The 16,850-nt window shown below is 40.2% G+C and carries 15 protein-coding genes and 4 pseudogenes; 9 read left to right on the top strand and 10 right to left on the bottom strand.

From position 1 onward, the window contains the following. Positions 1-11: 11 nt before the first annotated feature. The 9 genes and pseudogenes from ACFILU_RS08570 (at position 12) to virB11 (ending at position 6,119) form a co-directional block, all read left to right on the top strand. The gene (locus ACFILU_RS08570) at positions 12-422 is read left to right on the top strand and encodes an EexN family lipoprotein (protein WP_375675593.1); all 411 of its coding nucleotides are present in this window, start codon (positions 12-14) and stop codon (positions 420-422) included. Between the two features lie 16 nt (positions 423-438). Next, positions 439-657, top strand: coding sequence for a hypothetical protein (locus ACFILU_RS08565; RefSeq protein ID WP_375675591.1), 219 nt, complete (start codon positions 439-441; stop codon positions 655-657). A gap of 49 nt (positions 658-706) precedes the next feature. Next, complete coding sequence (locus ACFILU_RS08560) at positions 707-1,078, top strand: EexN family lipoprotein (protein ID WP_375642880.1); 372 nt, start codon at positions 707-709, stop codon at positions 1,076-1,078. 35 nt (positions 1,079-1,113) lie between these two features. Further along, positions 1,114-2,043, top strand: coding sequence for a type IV secretion system protein (locus tag ACFILU_RS08555; protein WP_375675590.1), 930 nt, complete (start codon positions 1,114-1,116; stop codon positions 2,041-2,043). A 15-nt stretch (positions 2,044-2,058) separates the two neighbouring features. Then, complete coding sequence (locus tag ACFILU_RS08550; protein ID WP_375675620.1) at positions 2,059-2,328, top strand: type IV secretion protein VblB7; 270 nt, start codon at positions 2,059-2,061, stop codon at positions 2,326-2,328. Next, entirely contained in the window at positions 2,325-2,996 is a 672-nt protein-coding gene (locus ACFILU_RS08545) for a virB8 family protein (protein ID WP_375675588.1), read from the top strand. The genes ACFILU_RS08550 and ACFILU_RS08545 overlap by 4 nt, the downstream gene beginning before the upstream one ends. Positions 2,997-2,998: 2 nt before the next feature. Further along, a pseudogene (virB9, locus tag ACFILU_RS08540) lies at positions 2,999-3,853 on the top strand (P-type conjugative transfer protein VirB9). A 27-nt stretch (positions 3,854-3,880) separates the two neighbouring features. Continuing rightward, positions 3,881-5,049: pseudogene (gene virB10, locus ACFILU_RS08535) on the top strand (type IV secretion system protein VirB10). 17 nt (positions 5,050-5,066) lie between these two features. Next, on the top strand, positions 5,067-6,119 hold the full coding sequence (gene virB11 / locus ACFILU_RS08530) for a P-type DNA transfer ATPase VirB11 (protein WP_375675587.1): 1,053 nt from the start codon (positions 5,067-5,069) through the stop codon (positions 6,117-6,119). 856 nt (positions 6,120-6,975) lie between these two features. Here virB11 and ACFILU_RS08525 read toward each other — a convergent pair. The 10 genes and pseudogenes from ACFILU_RS08525 to ACFILU_RS08480 form a co-directional block, all read right to left on the bottom strand. Then, positions 6,976-7,095 (bottom strand): type II toxin-antitoxin system RelB/DinJ family antitoxin, encoded by a 120-nt coding sequence (locus tag ACFILU_RS08525; RefSeq protein WP_375630941.1) that lies wholly within the window; start codon positions 7,093-7,095, stop codon positions 6,976-6,978. 168 nt (positions 7,096-7,263) lie between these two features. Further along, positions 7,264-8,001: a hypothetical protein gene (locus ACFILU_RS08520; protein WP_375675586.1), complete on the bottom strand. Its 738-nt coding sequence runs from the start codon at positions 7,999-8,001 to the stop codon at positions 7,264-7,266. A 9-nt stretch (positions 8,002-8,010) separates the two neighbouring features. Further along, complete coding sequence (locus tag ACFILU_RS08515) at positions 8,011-8,769, bottom strand: Fic/DOC family protein (protein WP_375675584.1); 759 nt, start codon at positions 8,767-8,769, stop codon at positions 8,011-8,013. Then, positions 8,756-8,944, bottom strand: a complete 189-nt coding sequence (locus tag ACFILU_RS08510; protein WP_273790453.1) for an antitoxin VbhA family protein — start codon at positions 8,942-8,944, stop codon at positions 8,756-8,758. The genes ACFILU_RS08515 and ACFILU_RS08510 overlap by 14 nt, the downstream gene beginning before the upstream one ends. Before the next feature lie 196 nt (positions 8,945-9,140). Continuing rightward, positions 9,141-9,341: pseudogene (locus tag ACFILU_RS08505) on the bottom strand (HigA family addiction module antitoxin). 164 nt (positions 9,342-9,505) lie between these two features. Beyond that, positions 9,506-9,727, bottom strand: coding sequence for a hypothetical protein (locus ACFILU_RS08500; protein WP_375675583.1), 222 nt, complete (start codon positions 9,725-9,727; stop codon positions 9,506-9,508). A gap of 574 nt (positions 9,728-10,301) precedes the next feature. Then, a complete protein-coding gene (gene glmM / locus ACFILU_RS08495) occupies positions 10,302-11,675 on the bottom strand; it encodes a phosphoglucosamine mutase (RefSeq protein WP_375617881.1) in 1,374 nt (457 codons plus the stop codon). A 552-nt stretch (positions 11,676-12,227) separates the two neighbouring features. Next, positions 12,228-14,390, bottom strand: a complete 2,163-nt coding sequence (gene ftsH / locus ACFILU_RS08490; RefSeq protein WP_375675582.1) for an ATP-dependent zinc metalloprotease FtsH — start codon at positions 14,388-14,390, stop codon at positions 12,228-12,230. Positions 14,391-14,504: 114 nt separating this feature from the next. Continuing rightward, entirely contained in the window at positions 14,505-15,992 is a 1,488-nt protein-coding gene (gene tilS / locus ACFILU_RS08485; RefSeq protein ID WP_375675580.1) for a tRNA lysidine(34) synthetase TilS, read from the bottom strand. An 18-nt stretch (positions 15,993-16,010) separates the two neighbouring features. Then, positions 16,011-16,850 (bottom strand): annotated as a pseudogene (locus ACFILU_RS08480) (tol-pal system protein); the annotation flags it as partial.

Raw genomic sequence — 16,850 nt, 5'->3', positions numbered from 1 at the left:
GGGGCTTGAATATGAACAAGATCATCATAACAACATTGCTACTTTGCACAGGGCTCATCACAGCTGGTTGTGAAAAAACCTATAGCGTCGCAGAATTTAAAAAAGATAAAAATTTACGCTTAGAGTGGGATGCTAGATGTGGATTTGCAGGAACTTCAAAGAATTGTGAAAACATGCGGTTAGCATTTTTAGAACTTGATAAGGAACGTCAGGCACAAGCAGCAGAAAGAGAGCGTCAAGCGGAAGAGAACAATCGCAAAAGAGATGAAGAATTTATGGCTAAACAAAAAGCTTGGATTGAAAAAATGAGAGCTGAGAATGAAAAATTCCGAGCTGAACAAGAAGCAAAAGAACGCGCTGAAGAAGAACGAAGAGAAAAAGAACGGGCGGCAGAAAAAAAAATAACCATTAAGACACGATAAATAACGGAGCATCTAAATGGCAATAGTAACCAAAGGCATATTCACTTGGATAGATAATACTGTAATGCATTCCCTTACAAAAAAAATGGATAGCGCCATTACACATCGCTATTGCGCTTTAGCTGCTCAACTTAAAGAGCTTTTTGCACTCTATAATATATTTATGGCAACATTATGTCCGTGCCCTAGATTTATCATCACTGGTTATAAAAAACCAGAACATAGCAGAATTTAAAGATTGTGCTCAAACCTTGTAAAACTGAAAGGAAAAAGGGGAAATATTGATGAATAAAGTTCTCATAACAACATTGCTGCTTTGCACTGGAATTATCGCTGCTGGTTGTGAAAAAACCTATAGCGTCGCTGAATTTAAAAAAAATCCAACGTTGATGGAAGAGTGGATTGCTAAATGTGGATTAGCAGGAACTTCAAAAAATTGTGAAACCCTAAGATTAGCACAACTTGAACTTGAAAAGGAATATGAAGCAAAAGCTGAAGAAAGAGCTCGTAAAGCTCAAGAGAACCTTGATAAAACATTTGAAAAAACCAGAATTAGATTGAGAGAGGAGATTCAAAGAAATCAAGCTGAATATGAAAGAAGGCAAGCTGAACAACAAGAGAAAGAACGAAAAGCAAAAGAACAACAGGATAATTAGATTATAAAATACACAACGAATAGCGGAGCATCTAAATGGCAATAGAAACCAAAGGCGTATTTACTTGGATAGATAATACTGTAATGGATTCCCTTACAATGACAATGGATAACACCATTAAAAATCTTTCATCAAGTTTAGGTGCTCCGCTTAAGCTGTCTTGTACAATCTACATTATATTTATGGGATACAATATCATCTATGGGCGTTCTTCCATGCCCTTATGGGAATTTATAGCGACAACTTTCAAACTTAGCATCATTGTTGCACTCGCCACAAAAGCCGGTATTTATAATGCGTGGGTCAGGGATATATTTTTCAATGATCTGCCTACTGCCATTTCAAATGTCACACAAGGTACAGCACACTTAGATAAAAATGTATGGGACAATATGATGAACCAAGCTGGAGCACATGTTTTTGATGCAGCAGACAAAGCAGGAATATTGTCAATGGGTAAGTTTCTTGCAGCATGGATCGCTGGTCTTATCTGCCTATTTATTGCTGCCTTTTTTTGTACAGTTGGTTTTATCGTCTCATTATTGGCTAAACTGGGTTTATTTCTTGTCATATCAATAGGACCGCTCTTTATAAGCCTCTATATGTTTTCCTCAACAAGGCGTTTTACAGAAGCATGGTTAAATCAAACAGTAAACTTCATCATACTTCAGGTATTAGTCGTCTTGCTTGGTGGCTTATATGTCAATATTTCGATAGACATTTTTTCAAAAGGTCTCGACGATATCATGATTTCTTTAATTCAATTCTTAGTTATCGGCATTTGTGGTATTTACCTTTTCTTCCATTTACCGGGCATTGCTTCCGCTTTAGCCTCTGGAGGAGCCTCCCTTACAGGAGTAACAAAATTAGGAGCAGACTCAGTAAAAACGGCTGGGAAAGCTGCTGCAAATTTAGAAAATTTTTTCAAACAAATATTTAATAAAAAGTTTAGGAAAGAACACTAGGATAGTGTTAAAAAAATTGGGATTATCTTACCATTTCTCTCTCTCAGTGGCTGTGTGTCTTCACCAAACACACTGAAGTCACTCCCAAAGTGTGATGGATATTCTAAACGTCCACTCAACAGATCGATGTGGAATTGGGAAGGGAAAAAACCCACGCCCACGCCCATTATCATCAGTAACAACACCCCTTCACCCCTAAAAGAAGGCAAGCTGGAAACGCTTCTGGCACAAAAATTAACGGATGAAGAAATGAAGTCTTACAAAAATTGCGGGCAAAAAGCATGAAAGAAAACGCCGTAGAACAATATATTGCTGAAGCACGCTCGTTCGATCAAGATCGCATGCTCGCCTCACGCCGCACCACCCGCATCTCGCTTGCAATCGCCGGCATAGCCGTTGCTGTTGCAATAATGTCTTCTCTCGCGGTCATCACCCTCACGCCCCTTAAAACCGTAGAACCCTTTGTCATCCGCGTTGACAATTCAACCGGCATCACCGAAGTTGTGGAAGCCTTAAAAGAAGGTCCCACCAATGTCGACGAAGCAATCACACGCTATTTTGCCGCAAAATACGTCCGCTCCCGTGAAGGTTTCGCCGTAGAAGAAACGCAAAATAACTTCGAAACCGTCTCTCTCCTCTCTTCTCCTGAAGAACAGCAAAGATTTGCTGGATGGTACGGAGCAAAAAACCCCCAAAGTCCCCAACTTCTTTATAAAAACGCCACCGTTACAACAACAATAAAATCAATTTCCTTTATCAATGAAAATGTCGCCCAAGTGCGTTACTACAGAACTGTGCGTAACAACGACAACAACAAAGAATTCATCACCCACTGGGTTGCAACACTCACCTTTGAATATACCAATGCCCCTATCTCTGTCCAAAACCGTTTGATAAATCCTCTAGGGTTTATTGTTAATGAATATAGAACCGATCCGGAAGTGGTCAACTGATCATGACAAAAAAATTCCTTTTTCTCATTCTTAGGATTGCTGTTGCCTTTTCTTTGACAAAGATAAGCTACGCGAGTGTTTTTCCCACCCGCGCGCCGAGCGATAGCCGCATTCGCTTTATCAACTATGATGCTTATAATGTTACAAAAATTATTGGCTCCATACGCTCATCGGTACAAATAGAATTTTCTCCCAATGAAGAAATTGCCCATGTGGCAATTGGCAACAGTGTTGCATGGGAAGTCGCCCCCGCTGGCAATATTCTTTTCCTCAAAGCGCGAGAAGTCCAACCCATTACCAATCTCCAAGTCGTCACCACAAAGCTTGATGGCTCAAAGCGCTCCTATCAATTTGAACTGATGGTCAAAGATGGAGAAATTTCCTCTGGACAAGAAACATATTTCCTTGTGAAATTTCGCTACCCACAAGAAGAAGCAGAATAAAGAAGACTCGCAGCCCTTATGCGACAAGAAAAACAACAATCCCAACGGATTGATAATGTTTTCAACGCTTATGAAACCTACGGACCACGCAATTGGGCTTACACCGCTCAAGGATCGAGCACGCTCGAACCCGCCTCCGTTTACGACAATGGCAAAACAACAACATTTACATTTCCAGACAACCAAGAAATCCCTGCCATTTATATTATCAACAATGACGGTACAGAATCGCTGGTTCCCAAAACCACAAGAGGCAACATGGTTATTGTCCATGCCATTAGCGCACGCTTCACCCTAAGACAGGGAAAAAACGTCCTATGCGTCTTTAACGAAGCCTATCAACCAAAAGGCATAAATCCAGATACCGGAACAACCTCACCAGCTGTTGAACGTAAAATTGCATCAGATCTTTAAATAAGCGGGAATTGAAGGGGACAACATATGAGTGATAAACCAATCATCGAAGATCGCGGATCTATTGGGGTGGCAAAAACAATAGCGCCAAAACCGCCGGCAAAAAAATAGTTGTCGCAATCGCCTGTATAGGAATCTGCGGCTATGTGCTCTGGAACATCTTATCCACCCCCACAGAACAAAAAGACACCGCAAAAGCTCATAAAAAACAAGCACAAAACTTTCACAATTCCCTCGCCCCTTTAGAGCTCGCGCCCTCTGACCCGCGCGCCAACATAGCGCCAATAACCTTACCACCCCCACAACCACTCGCACAAGAACCCAAAAAAGATGACCCACTACTTGATGCCGCAAGACGCGCCCCTGTTCTCGCTTTTGCCAAAGGCTCTAAATCTCAATTAAAAGACATCCTCAACACGACTCTCAACCCCCTTGAAAAATTCCATGCCCTTGAAAATCTCGCGAATGCGCAAAATTCTCCTGCCCTTCAAAACACACAAAATTTTGCAACCCTTTTAAAACAGACCACAACAGAAGAAACAAAAGCAAAACTCATCGGCAATAGAAACTTTATCATCGCCATGGGAACCTCTATCCCCTGTATCTTAGAAACGGCATTAAACAGTGACCAACCAGGCTTTGCAAGCTGCATCATCAACCGTGATATCCTCTCTGACAATGGGCGCGTTGTTTTGCTTGATAAAGGAACCCAAGTCATTGGAGAATACCGCGGTGGGATAAAACAAGGTCAATCTCGCCTCTTTGTGCTCTGGACAAGAGCAAAAACCCCAACCGGTGTCATCATTCCCCTTGCCTCTCCAGCAACCGACAGTTTAGGCAGAGCCGGTTTTGATGGCAACATCAACACCCATTGGTGGGAACGCTTTGGCTCTTCCCTTTTACTCACCGTTATTGATGGTGTCACAACAAACCTAACAAATAAAACAAAAAACAATTCCAATGCAGGTGCCAACAACTCTGGAGGCGGCGGTTTTGAAGGCGCAAGCAGCCTTGGAAAAGATACAGCCACCGTTGCTCTTGAAAATCAAATCAACATCCCCCCTACCCTAGAAAAATTTCAAGGCGAACTCGTCAACATCTTTGTAGCAAGAGATCTCGATTTTTCATCTGTCTATAAACTAGTCGTAAAGAGCAAAAGAAACCGCTCTACTCCCGGCTATTCCTTTTTTCATTAAGCCAATAAAGTCACATTATGCCCTCAGCAAAAAATGCAGAACGCGCCTCCATCGTCTTAACAAAATTAAAGATCTTAGATGATTTCCTCAATGATGAGAATTTATTTGAAATTGTTATCAATCGCCCCGGCGAAGTAATCGTTGAGGGTCCCAACGGTTGGCAAACCCACATCTTAAAAGAACTAACCTACGGCGAACTAGAAGGGATTGCAAAAGTTGTTGCTGCCTACACAACACAAAAAATCAGTGTAGAAAACCCCGTTCTCTCCGCAACACTGCCAAACAACGAACGCATACAAATTGTTATGCCTCCAGCAGTTGCAGCCAATACCATTAGCATGACCATTCGTAAACCTTCATCACGCACTTTTTCTCTTGAAAGTTTACATGAAAACAATCTTTTTTCTGTTGCCCAAAACACCAGTTTCACACCCACGCAACAAATGACAGAACGGTTATCCGAACTCTCTGATACAGACAAAGAGCTAACAGATCTCTTTATCGCCAAAGACTTTTGCACCTTTTTAGAAAGAGCCGTTATTACACAACAAAATATCTTAATATCGGGCAAAACCGGTTCTGGTAAAACAGCCCTCTCCAAAGCTTTAATTGCAAAAATCCCTGACTATGAACGAATTCTCACCATTGAAGACACGCCAGAACTTGTCGTTCCGCACGCCAACAAAGTCCAACTTTTTTATTCAAAAGATAACCAAGGCTTAGCAAAAGCAGGCGCAAAAGAACTGCTTGAATCAGGCTTACGCATGCGCCCCGACAGAATCCTTCTACAAGAGCTGCGTGATGGTACAGCCTTTTACTATATCCGTAATGTCAATTCTGGTCACCCCGGCTCCATTACCACCGTCCACGCCTCAACAGCACTTGCAGCCTTTGAACAAATGACCCTTCTTGTCAAAGAAAGTGACGGTGGTGGTAATTTAGCACGCGATGATATCCGCGGCTTATTAATCTCGTTGATAGATGTCATCATCCAATGTAAACGCCTCGAAGGAAAATTTCGTGTAACAGAAATCTATTACGATCCTTTCAAACGCCGTGATGCTTTCTAAAAAAACAAGCACCCTCACACCCCTTTTATACCAATAGAGCTTTCTTAAAAACACGATTATAAGCCGCGGATATCATCGCGTGCTAAATTACCACCATAGCTTCAGATTCATTTTCAATGAATTGAAAACAACAAGTAAAAAGAAGTAAAAATATCATCCCCATTCCCAATCACGAATGCGCCCCACAGGAAAACCAAAACGTGCCGAAAATGATATCTATCACCCTATATTTTTTCTGATTTTTTTTTGACATCAACATTTGCAGGAATATAGATACCAAATTTAGTATCCGCTTCACCTTTAGCTTCAGACAAGAGCTTCACGAGCACCTTGTAATATACGAGATCCTGCTTTATGTGCTTTATCTATTATTTTTCTTTTCGATATTCATCAAGGCGCAATATAAAAATTTTCTTCAACGCATTCCTCTCTGATTTTGTCAAATTACCTCAAGATGATTGACTGTAAATATCTTCGATCAACACCGGAATATTTTAACCACCAAAAAAGGGTATAACTTTATATCCCCCACTTTTACTCTTATGCTTTTAAACCTAACTTTCCTTGGCTTTCTCTTAACCCTTGCATAAGACCACCAGCATCTGAATGAGTAGCAATAAAAGAAACAATATCAAATAATTATTCAGGCGATATGCCTTCTTCTTTCACAGAAATTCAATAAGCTGCCATTTCAATCACGGTTTGCATACATCATTCAATATACGGAAACACCCATAACGATAATGATGTAAATGAAAAGCTAATTTGAAGTGAATGATCAGAAATATCAAATATCCAAATGACAAAACAAATCTTACCTATCTTCAGCTATATCTCTTAACCCTTGTCACTTCTCTTAACCCTTGTCACTTTTCTCGAAAGTTTTAAGCGTTTTCGCATTAGAAATAGACATATCAAACGGCAATCCTTTTTCATGAACAACTTTTGTCAAAGCAATACGGATAAAATCAGACACCGTAAGTCCTAAACTTGCTAATATTTCACCGGATTTTTTTTAACGCCCTATCTATGCAGGCACGTACAACATCTTTTGTCACACCCATATTAAACACCTCCTTTGATTACCTCTCTTTTACCGTATGGCTTAATAGGGCTTATACAGCATAAGGCTTTATCCTTGCCCTTACCGTATCATATCTATTGATCTTGCACGCGCTATTGCGTTGATTTTCTCCTGTTGTCTCTGTTGCAAAAACTTAACTGCCATTTGAAACTCTTTTATGCGTTCTTTATTATAAGACTGTTCTTTGGGGATTGCTTTTGATAAATCAAAACCATATTGATGAATGGTATCATGTCCAAAACGTTTATCTAAAACACTTTGTAGCTTTAAAAACTCTTGATTAACCTGCTCTGGTATCTTTGAATAACTATCACAACCAGCTTCAACATTTTTCATAAAAGTCACTGCTTCTTGTGAAAGTGACGGAACCTCAACTTTTAACTGTTCACGCTCCCGTGTAACACTATCCATATGTGTCTCATAAGAATTCTTATAAAAGGATTGAAGCGCTCTCATAGTAGAAACAGCAAGAGGAACATTTTTTCGTTCTTTTCCTGTAGCCTTCAATTTATCGATAAAACGATCTGATCCACGCAGCTCACCAGCTCTCTCTGGAGACTTAGCTAGAATATCAGGAAGTTTATCGCCTTTACCCGCTAAAATTGTTTGCTCAATCCTAAGCGCAGCCTCTTGTGGATCTCTATAAATAAATGCTAAACGACTGTTTAATTTTTTAAACATATCAATGTAAGATTTTTTATTTCTAAGGGCGCTTAACACCTTCTGTTCTAGATTAGAGTTATCCGTATAAGCCGCAAGGTATGGCTCTCGTTCTGTTGCTTTTGCAACAACATTCAAATCATTTTGTCATTGTTCTAGTTCTTCTTTTTGACGTTTAGCAAAACTTGTCTTTTCTCTATCCCAAGGAGTTTCAATCTTCTCTTTTTGTTGTTCCAAGCACTCTTTATTAAGATCAACGCCAAAAGCAATATTTTTGCCAATACCTTGAGAAACATCATCCCTTTTATTTTCTGTAAACTTGGTAAGGTTCTTATAGATGAGTGCAGACAGATATTCTGAATTACCAAAATGTGCTTCAATTGACGCACGTGTCATTTCTTGTCGCTCAATACCCTTCCAGTTGATATGATAACCAGCTTCACGAGCAAGTTGCACCATAAATTCGCGCTGAGTGCGCCCATTCCCCTCTCGAAACGGATGCAACGCATTCAACTCGCCCATGTAATACCCAGCCCTTTGGCTAAAGTCATAAGCGCCAAGACCACGCAGATACTGTTCTTTTGCAAGCTTTTTTGTAATCTTCGGTGCATAACTTTCAATCTGATTATAACTAGCAAACATACTATTGCCTTTGGCAATATCCACTAAACGAACTTGTCCCGCCCATTCATATATGTCGCCAAACAGTCTTCTATGAATCTCTTTCATGTAATCCAGATCAAACTTACCACCAATAGGAGTATGCACAAATTCGAAAGATTTCACATAAGAAATCGTAGATTCTACACGTTGCAGCGTGGCTTTGTCTTTAATACCAAACCGATTATACATCACACCAGTTTCAGGATCAGTATAAGAATCGCCGCTCCCCTTATACTTCTCCACGTTTTACCCTCTCCATATAATCTTTGAGGATATCACTTGTTTCGAGCTCTCCAATAATAACACGTTCCATTTGCTCAACGACTTTTGGATCTGGCTCTAATCCCTCTAAACGTTGGCTTGCCAATGCATTTTCAGCATAAAAGCGACGCAGCTTAATTTCCTCTTCACTCAACATATAAAACCCTCCTTTGCTTACATTTATTATAGCCAAGCAGACTATAGAAACAAGATTTTATTCCTTGTCTTACCCGCGTTACATCTTTTGACCTTGTACGCTCATACGCATGATTTAGCTCTTGTATACGTCTCTGTTGCAAAAACTTAACTGCCATTTGAAACTCTTTTATGCAATCTTGATCATGAGACTGTTGTTAAAAAATTGCTTTTGATAAATCATAATTTGTTTGCATAGTAAGCCAAGCACGTGCTGTGCTTACACCAGCCATTTCAAGCCTAATAGCAAGATTAGCACTCATAGCGGCTTTTCCATTTAAAACTCTAGAAAGTGCTACACGAGATATACCAAGCTACTCTGCTGCTTCATTAACGGATAAACTAAGCTCTTTGATCACATCTTCTCACAATAATTCACCGGGATGTGAAGGATTCTTCATCATTGTTTAGACCTGCTTTTTGATGACAATCCAGATAATCAACCATTTCGACATCTATGCTATCAAAGCGAAATATTACGCGACAATTTCCATTTACAGTAATTGACTAATAACCCTTGAAATCACCTTTTAGCAGATGTAATCAAAAGGACGGATAACTCAAAATCTTTTGGCGATACATCTCCTTCAAAAGCACTTAGAATACGCTTTAATTTTTGAGCATGGGCGGTTCTAATCCCTTCAGTCGTACCAGTATTATAGAAGGCTTCAATCCTTTTATGTTTAAATCCTAAAATCATAAATGAATATAGAGTGTCCCCCTCCAAGATCCAAAAAATGTTCATTATTTTTACATCACACGGCTTTTTTTACTTTATAAACATTAGAACTGTCGTGAAAAAATTGCTTATTCTCATCTCTTTCTCATTATTCTACTAATTATTGGAAAAGTATAAGTTCATAATTAGGAGGAGCTAAACGTAATAGGAGCGTATCATATCTCCAATTGGCAGCGGCACTTAGAAACATCAAGATGATATAACCACAATGACCATTGCTGTTTGATGTTCATGGGGCGCTGCACCCGCTGTATGTCCAGTAAAAAGAATGAATAACACTAATAAACTCCCCCTACAAACTCTGTTAAACTAATAACCGGTTTACGAATAAGTAAAAGAAAAAGGAAAATCAAAAAAAGGCATATTTTTCATATCTTACGAACTATAGAGAAATCTATACGCATTGTAGTTATTAGAATTAGACTTTTCCCTTTTTTATTTAATTTGTTCGTAGATAGAGTATCCATTACCGTTATTACATCACTAACAGAGTTAATAATCATACCTTTTGTAATTGCCAAAATCCCGCATTAAAATCAGACCTTTATTCAAAGATGATCTGATAATTTTCTCAAAAAAATCAAGATTCCTCAAGTGCAGTCCCCATGCGTACATCATGATGAATAATAACATCCATCAACTCTGTCACGACAGTGTCCAATACTTCTCGTGCATCGCCTTCAGCCATAAGGCGGATAACCGGCTCAGTTCCAGAAGCACGGATCACCAGCCGTGCCTCTTTTCCCAACCGCTTCTCTGCTTGATCAATGGCCGTTTTGACTGGATTTTTTTTCAGGACATTTTTATTTTTAATCGTTACATTTTTTAAAATTTGCGGTACAGGTTCAAACCGTTTACACAATTGGCTCATAGGGCTTTGACTTTCCTTCATACAGGCTAAAATCTGCAATGCAGCCACCAAGCCATCACCCGTTGTGCCAAAATCACTGAGCACGATATGGCCAGAAGCCTCACCACCAACATTATATCCCTTTTGGCGCATGGCATCGACAACATAACGATCTCCAACTTTTGTCCTTACAAGGTGCAACCCTTTGCTATTCAAGAAACGTTCCAGTCCAAGATTTGACATAATCGTTGTGACAACACCATTACACCGTAATCGTCCCATTTTATGCCAATTTTCAGCAATTACAGCAATCAACTGATCTCCATCAACCGTTTGTGCTTTTTCATCAACAATGAGAACACGATCTCCATCTCCATCAAGAGCAATCCCCACATCAGCACGCACTTCATGCACTTTTCGTTTTAAAGAGCTTAAATCGGTTGATCCACATTTTTGATTAATATTGGTCCCATTGGGTTCATCATGAATAGCAAAAACCTCAGCCCCCAATTCCCATAAAGCACGGGGAGCCGCTTTATAAGCAGCCCCATTGGCACAATCCACAACAATACGCACAGTATCTAAGCGAACATCACGCGGCAAAGTTCGTTTGGCATATTCAATATAACGATAAATATCCCCCTCAACCCGTTTTGCATAACCAATTTCGGCAGAACTTGCTAAAGATTTTGAAAGATCTGTATCGATCAATTGTTCAATTTTGGCTTCCATATCATCTGAAAGTTTAAAACCATCAGGACCAAAAAGTTTAATTCCATTATCATAGAACGGATTATGAGAAGCAGAAATCATCACCCCAAGATCCGCTCGCAAAGAGCGGCAAAGCATTGCAACAGCAGGGGTTGGCACTGGACCCAATAAAAAAGCTTCCATCCCCGCAGCAGTCAATCCTGAAACCAAAGCGTTTTCCAACATATAACCAGATAATCGTGTATCCTTGCCAATCACCACACGATGAGATTGATGTTGTGAGCGAAATAAAACCCCTACAGCCATCCCCACCTTCATGGCAAAATCGGGTGTCATAGGAAATGAATTGGCTTTCCCCCGAATTCCATCTGTACCAAAATATTTTTGCACCATGCCTCTTTCCTTTAATATATAATTCTTCCCTTGGCTTTTCCTTAAACCCCTAACAAGCCCCCTTGGTACAATAGTCCCCCCGCTCCCCGTATAAAATCAGATCATTGATCTAAACCTTCATGCATTTAAACAATCAAGCCCCCTATTCACCATCTACACATCTAAACCACTCTCAAGCAATTATGTTTACACCCTTCCACATAAAAGCAATATTATCTCCTCAAAATGCTCTATACACCCCTTTAATACAACCAACGGATAATCTCACACACTTGCTAAATCCGTAAAGAAACCCAGCACCAAACCTCATACCCTACAAAATCAGCAAGGAAATCTATCGCCTAACCTCACAACCCTACCACATTAGAAAAGCAACAGTCCACCTCGCCTTGTAGCATGCTAAAGCCGTCATAATACAACGGCTTTGCTTAATTTTTTGCTTCCATATTTTTGCAAATATTACAAGAAAGGCGCAAACAAAACTTGCGCCTTTCTCAAAAAAAATTAGAAGTTTTCCTAAAACATCGTCAATCAAGCGGTATTAAATAATTCTTATTTTTCTTTATCATCTCCCGCAGTATTGGACTTCTTTTCAGCATTACTTTTAGAGCGGTTGACTGATTTTGTAGTACCTTTTGTGCTTTGTGCTTTTTTCTCAGTCTCATCCGATTGCACTTCTTTAGACTGAGCCTCCTTAGGTACAACATTACTGGATTTTGCTGTTTTTTTTCCAACAGCTGCCTCTGCTTTGTCTGCCTCGCCTTTATCGGTCTCTACTTTATGAGGCGCTGTTTTAGAGACTGCTTCAGCGTTTTTTTCATCTACCACTGTTGTCTCTGTCTTCATTTTTCCAGTTTTTGGAACAGAAGACCCCCGTGGCGCAGCACCCTCATCTTTCTGTGTGCGTGAAGGAGGCTTTCCTGCAATAACTTCGTTAATTTCAGCTCCCGTTAAAGTCTCATATTCCAACAAACCTTGTGCCAAAGCAAACCATTCTTTTCTTTTTGTTTTCAAAATGTTTGTCGCATTTTTATAGGCATCATCAATAAGCTTACGCACTTCCATATCAATCATGCGTGCTGTTTCTTCAGAGACATTTTGTGTTCGCGCAACAGAATGACCCAAAAAGACTTCATCTTGGTTATCGCCATAAGCTACATTTCCAAGCAGATCAGAAAATCCCCACCGTGTGATCATTGCACGTGCTAATTTCGTTGCTTGCTCAATATCAGAAGAAGCACCGGAGGTGATATTTTCCTTTCCAAACTTTAATTCTTCAGCCACACGTCCACCCATCATAATAGCCAAACGAGAAATCATCCACCGATAACTCATAGAATAGCGATCGCCTTCAGGCAATTGCATCACCATTCCCAATGCTCTTCCCCTTGGAACAATTGTTGCTTTGTGGACAGGATCAGCAACCGGCACATTAAGAGCCACAATAGCATGTCCTGCTTCGTGATAAGCAGTGAGTTCTTTTTCCTCTTGTGTCATAGCGGTTGAACGACGTTCAGCCCCCATCATCACCTTATCTTTGGCATCTTCGAATTCTTGCATCGTGACAACTCTTTTATTACGGCTCGCAGCCATAAGAGCAGCTTCATTGACCAGATTCATCAGGTCCGCACCGGAAAATCCTGGTGTTCCCCTTGCCAAAATTTTCAAATCAACGTTAGGCGCTAAAGGCACGTTGCGCACATGCACTTTCAAGATTTGCTCACGCCCAGAAACATCAGGGTTTGGCACAACAACTTGCCGATCAAAACGCCCTGGTCTCAATAAAGCAGGATCAAGGACATCAGGACGGTTTGTTGCAGCAATAAGAATAATACTTTCATTGGGCTCAAACCCATCCATTTCGACAAGCAACTGGTTTAAGGTCTGTTCACGTTCATCGTTTCCACCGCCAAGACCAGCCCCCCGATGGCGCCCTACAGCATCAATTTCATCGATAAAGATAATACAAGGTGCATTTTTTTTAGCCTGTTCGAACATATCGCGCACACGGCTTGCCCCAACACCAACAAACATTTCAACAAAATCAGACCCTGAAATGGTAAAGAATGGCACATTGGCTTCACCTGCCACAGAACGTGCTAGCAAAGTTTTACCGGTTCCTGGAGGACCAACAAGCAAAACACCGCGTGGGATACGCCCCCCTAAGCGTTGAAATTTTTGTGGTTCGCGTAAAAATTCAACAATTTCTTGAAGATCTTGCTTTGCTTCTTCAACGCCAGCAACATCTTTAAAGGTAATACGTCCTTGCGCTTCATTAAGCAATCTTGCTTTCGATTTCCCAAATCCCATTGCACCACGTGATCCATTTTGCATTTGCCGCATAAAAAAGACCCACGCCCCCACGATAATAATAACAGGTAATAAGGAAAAGAGGAGATTGAGGAAAATGCTATTTCCAGAGCTTTCAGGAATAGCTTTAACATTGACGTTTTTGCTTTCCAACTTTTGTATCAAACCTGGATCGCGAGGAGCATAGGTTGAAATAGCTCTATGTTCAATGGTTTTCCCTGTTAATTTTTGACCTTGAATGGTCACAGATTTCAACTCATTATTCTCAACTTTTTGCAAAAATTCAGAATAGGAGACTTCTCCACCACCAGAACGTTGGCTATCTCCATTAAAGAAAGAAAACGACACAATCAAAATCAAGGCAATAACTCCCCAAATAAGGAGAGAGCGGTAATTGGAATTCATATTCAGCCCACTTAATCAAATATAGATTTCAAACAGTTCCCCTTAACATATAACCTTGTCAGCCCCTTGCCAAGGGATGAGAAGCTGTTTATTTTCTTTTAGAGTAATTTTCCTTTATCTTTTCACCTCAATATTAAAAAAAGGTTCCACAACATTCACCAAGGCAGCATCTTCTCGTGAGGAAAGCCAATCGAAAGGTGCCATAATCCGCTTGACGATAACATGTTTATGAACAACTGCTTGAGAAATCAACTCTGGAATATCATACCCTTTATGATTTGAGATCATCAGCAGCGATTGTAAAGAGGGAAAATGAGGCTTTTCAAGCTCAAAATTGCTATTTTTTAATAAAAATTTCAGCTGTTCTAAATTTGCGGCTCCAACCTTTATAGCCTCATATCCATGATTTGTGATATGATAGCGCCCATCCCATATAAAAGTTTTATCTGGCTCAACGATAGCCTCTTTCATATTTCGCCCTTCACGCCACAAAGAAATTCCGTGCTTGTTATATTCAATAACAGAACCCGCATAAGTAAAACGCTTCTTTTCTGGAGAATCGAGACAGAGTTTTTGAACAAGCATGCTTAATTTCTGATTGGGGAGCAAATAAAATCCCCCTCCCATCAGCACAGCAAAGAGCCCCACCACGAAAGGAAAACTGGAATGTTTCTGTAAAAATAGCGCAGGCTTTGTTATGAAACAACGCCCATGTTGGACAGTAATATCCAGCGCTAAGATCAAATCAGCAATATTTTTGGCTTGTTGACGACGCTGCAATGCGGCTTCATTTATTTTTTGAGCAATATAAGCCAATTTTTGTGGAGAAAGAGATTGACGCACGCGCACACGTTCAAAATTGCGATCTTCATTGGTTGGATCATCAATCCATGTTTGTCCTTGTAAGCGTAAATAATTCCGTAATGTTTGGCGTTTTACACCAAGGAGTGGCCGAATCAAACGCACTTTTCTATGCAACAACGCCTCACGCGGAATACAGGATAAACCGCGCTCATAAAGGGGACCATAGTTTTTTTCGGCAATATTTTTTCTCGTTTTTCTGGTATGATCCTCATCACGTATACCCTCGGCTTCACCGCGCAAAGCACCAGCAAAACCACTGGCATAAACCTCATCGCGCATAGCAACAGCTTCACTATATAAAGCACCTCTATTCTTTTGGAGACGTTGATACCGCATATGATAGGTCTCAACCTGATCATTGAGTGTATGCCCCGTCATAATAAGTGATGCGCCTTGTTTTTGTGCTTCTTTAACCAAGAGATCATAGCGTGCAACACGCGCGCTGGAAGCAATATGCGTCTTTGGCTTTTCGCCTTCCCATCGCACAGTGATATGTTGAATATCATGGACACGACAAATTTTCGCAACAGTTTCTGCTTCACGCATCGATTCTTTACGCAATTGATGATCAACCGTGACAACAATCATTTCTGGAGGAAATGCGAAAGTTTCCAAATGCTCTTTGACCAAAAACATCAAAGCCAAAGAATCGCTTCCCCCTGAGACGGCAAGAATCAACTTCTGACATTGAATAAAATCCGATGTTTTAAAGAGATTTCTTGCCAGTCTAACGCACACCGAAAACGACCTCGCTGTTTATTTTGCAGGTTTACAAAAAACAGATGCTAATGTTTGTTGACGTTTTGATTTTTTCACAAAATGAGCACAATCGTCTTTATTTGGCTCAAGAGCGACCATACTTCTTGCTAATTTCAGCAAAATCTCAGAGGTATAGAGCTTCTTTTTATCTGCATACCATGCGGTAAGATAAACTTGTGCTGCTTCATGATAGCGTTTTTGCCCCAACAAAGATTCGGCCAACCAAAATAAAGCATCATCACTCAAAGAATCTTTTTTGTAACGATTTTGAAAAGCGCAAAAGCTTTTTTCAGCATCAACATAGTTAGCAGAACGAATAAAATCATACCCTTCCTTATACAAAGCTTTAGAAGAAGAAAGATTGTCACTCTGATGTGCTTCAATTGGAGCACTTACTTCATGCGCTTTGTTAAAAGGTTGACTGTTTTCATGATCATGGCTCTCCACCTTAGCTTCCACAGCAGCAACCTTTGTCTGATCACCTGTACTATGGTCCTGCTCTATCTCTTCTTTTACAGTCTGAGATTTTTCATCTACAGCAGACTTTTCAAAAGAACAAGAATAAACAGAAGAGGCTTCTGTATCAAAAAGCTCGTGAAACTGCTTGTTAACATTTTTTAGACTGTTATGCTCAAGCACCATTCGTATCTTATGCAAAAGCTTATCTAAATCATAATCTTTAAATAAAGCCTGTTGATTCTCTAAAATAATCCCTTGGTGCTCCGCAACACTAGTGGCTTTTTCCATCGCGCTAGATGCTGCTTTATCGGCTGCTTCAGGAGCTTCTTTTACAGCATCAATTGCCTTATCAACAGCGTCAGTGGCTTTTTCCACCGC

The sequence above is a fragment of the Bartonella sp. CL100XZDX genome, from assembly GCF_042195375.1.
GTDB lineage: Bacteria > Pseudomonadota > Alphaproteobacteria > Rhizobiales > Rhizobiaceae > Bartonella.
The sequence above is the reverse complement of the archived record's forward strand: the minus strand, read 5'-3'. Positions and strand labels throughout refer to the sequence as shown.

Bases quoted from the DNA above. Each gene is read 5' to 3' on its own strand.
- ACFILU_RS08570 (WP_375675593.1), top strand. From the start codon at position 12: ATGAACAAGATCATCATAACAACATTGCTACTTTGCACAGGGCTCATC.
- ACFILU_RS08565 (WP_375675591.1), top strand. From the start codon at position 439: ATGGCAATAGTAACCAAAGGCATATTCACTTGGATAGATAATACTGTA.
- ACFILU_RS08560 (WP_375642880.1), top strand. From the start codon at position 707: ATGAATAAAGTTCTCATAACAACATTGCTGCTTTGCACTGGAATTATC.
- ACFILU_RS08555 (WP_375675590.1), top strand. From the start codon at position 1,114: ATGGCAATAGAAACCAAAGGCGTATTTACTTGGATAGATAATACTGTA.
- ACFILU_RS08545 (WP_375675588.1), top strand. From the start codon at position 2,325: ATGAAAGAAAACGCCGTAGAACAATATATTGCTGAAGCACGCTCGTTC.
- virB11 (WP_375675587.1), top strand. From the start codon at position 5,067: ATGCCCTCAGCAAAAAATGCAGAACGCGCCTCCATCGTCTTAACAAAA.
- ACFILU_RS08510 (WP_273790453.1), bottom strand. From the start codon at position 8,944: ATGTTGAGTGAAGAGGAAATTAAGCTGCGTCGCTTTTATGCTGAAAAT.
- ACFILU_RS08500 (WP_375675583.1), bottom strand. From the start codon at position 9,727: ATGAACATTTTTTGGATCTTGGAGGGGGACACTCTATATTCATTTATG.
- glmM (WP_375617881.1), bottom strand. From the start codon at position 11,675: ATGGTGCAAAAATATTTTGGTACAGATGGAATTCGGGGGAAAGCCAAT.
- ftsH (WP_375675582.1), bottom strand. From the start codon at position 14,390: ATGAATTCCAATTACCGCTCTCTCCTTATTTGGGGAGTTATTGCCTTG.